Source organism: Streptomyces sp. 13-12-16 (assembly GCF_002114215.1).
GTDB lineage: Bacteria > Actinomycetota > Actinomycetes > Streptomycetales > Streptomycetaceae > Streptomyces.
Window position 1 is genome coordinate 1 of sequence record NZ_NCTE01000380.1, and the last position, 3,179, is coordinate 3,179.

Below are 3,179 nucleotides of genomic sequence, written 5' to 3' on the forward strand. Positions count from 1 at the left end.
GGCGGGACGGCCCTGACCGGCGCGGCCCCGGCGGCCCCGGCGGCTGCGGGAGGGGGAGGACGTGGCGCGGGGGCGTTCCACGGGCGGCGCGGCGATGACGACCGGGACGCCGGAAGGTGCCTGGGCGCCCGTGATGCGGCTCAGCTCCGCCTCGCCCGAACGCACCTGGGTGATCCGGGGGGTGATGCCCGCCGAGGCCATCAGCCGGCTCATGTCGCGGCGCTGGCCGGGCGTCACCAGGGTGACGACGCTGCCGGACTCCCCCGCGCGGGCCGTACGGCCGCCGCGGTGCAGGTAGTCCTTGTGGTCGGTGGGCGGGTCCACGTTGACGACCAGGTCGAGGTTGTCGACGTGGATGCCGCGCGCGGCGACGTTGGTCGCCACCAGCACCGTCACGTCCCCGCTCTTGAACTGGGCCAGCGTCCGCGTGCGCTGCGGCTGGGACTTGCCGCCGTGCAGGGCCGCGGCGCGGACGCCGCTGCTCAGGAGGTGCTTGGTCAGCCGGTTCACCGCGTGCTTGGTGTCGAGGAACATGATCACCCGGCCGTCCCGCGCCGCGATCTCGGTGGTCGTCCGGTGCTTGTCCTCGTCGTGCACGTGGAGTATGTGGTGCTCCATCGTGGTGACGGCGCCCGCCGACGGGTCGACGGAGTGGACCACCGGGTCCGTCAGGTAGCGGCGGACCAGGCGGTCGACGTTGCGGTCCAGGGTGGCCGAGAAGAGCATCCGCTGCCCGTCGGGGCGCACCTGGTCGAGCAGGGCGGTGACCTGGGGCATGAAGCCCATGTCGGTCATCTGGTCGGCCTCGTCGAGAACCGTGACGCCGACGTCGTCCAGCACGCAGTCGCCCCGGTCGATCAGGTCCTTGAGCCGTCCGGGCGTCGCGACGACCACCTCGGCCCCGGCGCGCAGCGCACCGGCCTGCCGGCCGATGGACATCCCGCCGACGACGCTGACCGGTCGCAGGCCCACCGAGCGTGCGTACGGGGTGAGCGCGTCGGTGACCTGCTGGGCGAGCTCGCGGGTGGGGACGAGGACGAGGGCGAGCGGCCGTCGCGGCTCGGCCCGCCGTCCCGCCGTACGGGCCAGTACGGCGAGGCCGAAGGCGAGGGTCTTGCCCGATCCCGTGCGGCCGCGGCCGAGTACGTCACGGCCGGCCAGGGAGTTCGGCAGCGTCGCCGCCTGGATCGGGAACGGCGCGGTCACGCCTTCGCGGCCGAGCGTGTCCAGCAGCCGCGCGGGCATGTCGAGATCGGCGAACGACTCGACGGGGGGCAGCGCGGGAGTGATCGTCTCCGGCGGCGCGAACTCGCCCTGTACGGCCGGTCCGGCCTGCCGGTTCCCGTGCCCCTTGGAACGGCGCGGACCACCGGAGCGGGGGGCGCCGGAGCGGGGCGCGCCCGAGCGGGGCGCACCGGAGCCTCCCCCGGAACGGTCATGGGTACGGGACGTGCGGGCACGCTTCATGCGGAACCTTCCTTGATGGGGCGCGTACCAAGGAATTCCCGCAGCACATGGGCGGCGCAGAGAATCTCGAGACGAGCCGAAGTCGATGGGGGCCGAGCCGGGCCGACGGAGAGTACGTCACCGGCCGGTGGAGGGGTGGGGCCACCCCGTCACACGCCCGGAAACGCAGCGAGCCGGGGCCCGCACCCCAGAGGTGCGGGCCCCAGCTGCGAAGTACGCGTCGGCGCCGGTATCAGGCGGGAACGATGTTCTCGGCCGTCGGGCCCTTCTGGCCCTGCGCGATGTCGAACGACACCTTCTGGCCTTCGTGCAGTTCACGGAAACCCTGGGCGGCGATGTTCGAGTAGTGGGCGAAGACGTCGGGGCCGCCGCCGTCCTGCTCGATGAAGCCGAAGCCCTTTTCCGGGTTGAACCACTTGACGGTACCGGTAGCCATGTCATTTCTCCTTCGGAGGCGGTATCCGGAATTCACCCTGTGTGAATTCCGTGTCGCCGTGATGATCAACCCGTAGGAAATGAACCCGCTGGCAACCACACCTGCAACTGATACCGACACTAGCACGGTGCGATCGACCCCGCGTGATCGCAAATTCCGCTCCGGACGGCGACCTGGGAATACGCACCGTGCCCGGCGCTTATTCCTCCCGCCACGGACGCGAAGGTCACATACCGGGCGCGCGCCGGCCGCGGTGCGTCACCGCCCGGAGGCGTGGATCGTGGCGGTTTCGAGACCTCCGGAGGTGTGTGACGGACCGTCAGCCATGGGTAATCCTCGCTACCTCGGATCCGTGACCACTCAGGGGGACAGATGAACGACGACGGATACACGAGTTTGCCGGGATGGAGAGGCGGGGACGCCAACGCCGCGTATCTCGACAAGAATCTGCTGCACATACCGGTGGAGACCTCCCTCGACGACTCGGTCCACTGGCGACAACTGCTCCAGCTCTTCGTCTACGCCTTCCTCGCCTCGCTCCTGGCGTTCCTGCCCCTCTTCTTCTTCGCGCTGTTCCTCCTGGTCGTGGGCAGCGGCGAGGGATTCGCCGTCATGGCCGCGCTGGCGTACATCGCCTCGGGCGCCGCCTTCTGGGTGACCCTGCTCGGGGTGCGCCTGGTCGAGCCGATCGCCGAATGGCGGGTCCTGCTGGCGGACCGGAGCGGATCCCTGGACTCGGCGTACGTCTCCATCGCGGGCACGCTCGCGCGCCGCTTCATCCCCGTCGACCGCGCCGAGCGGGTCATCGCGACCGGACTGGGCCGCGATCAGGTCCGCAACCGCCTGGTGCTCTCGGAGGGCAAGTGCCAGGTCTACGTCTCGGTCTTCTCGTACGGCACGAGCCTCTACCTGGGGTGGCAGATGTGGCGCTCGCGCCGCGGGTACGCCCTGATCGGCGGGTTCGTGACGGACCTGATCGCGTCCGTCATGGGCCGCCTGAGCCCCGAGCGGATCATGCTGCGGACCGAGGGCGTACGGGCCATGCGGGAGGCGGTGCACGCGGCGTGCCGGGAGGGACTGGCCACGGCGGTGGACCAGGTCGTGGTGCCCGTCGGCTACGCCTTCCCGCACGGACTGCCGCCGGTGCAGGCCGACCGGGCGAGGTCCGCGCCGACACCGGGCCTCGACACCACCGGCACCTGGGGGCCGCCCGGGGGCGGCACCCCGGCGGGCGGTGCGCGGCCCGGCACCTGAGGCGTCCCGGTGCACCGGCCCG

General features: G+C 71.5%; 3 protein-coding genes. 1 reads left to right on the forward strand and 2 read right to left on the reverse strand.

Features of this window, described 5'->3' with window-relative positions:
- The coding region (locus B7767_RS15805; protein ID WP_085572750.1) for a DEAD/DEAH box helicase at nucleotides 1-1,467 on the reverse strand (1,467 nt) is incomplete at its 3' end.
- A 232-nt stretch (nucleotides 1,468-1,699) separates the two neighbouring features.
- On the reverse strand, nucleotides 1,700-1,903 hold the full coding sequence (locus B7767_RS15810) for a cold-shock protein (RefSeq protein ID WP_030856788.1): 204 nt from the start codon (nucleotides 1,901-1,903) through the stop codon (nucleotides 1,700-1,702).
- Between the two features lie 372 nt (nucleotides 1,904-2,275).
- On the opposite strand from B7767_RS15810, the gene B7767_RS15815 reads away from it, so the two are divergent.
- Nucleotides 2,276-3,157 carry a hypothetical protein gene (locus tag B7767_RS15815; RefSeq protein WP_085572751.1) on the forward strand — a complete coding sequence of 294 codons (882 nt, stop codon included), beginning with the start codon at nucleotides 2,276-2,278 and terminating at the stop codon, nucleotides 3,155-3,157.
- Nucleotides 3,158-3,179: the final 22 nt, after the last annotated feature.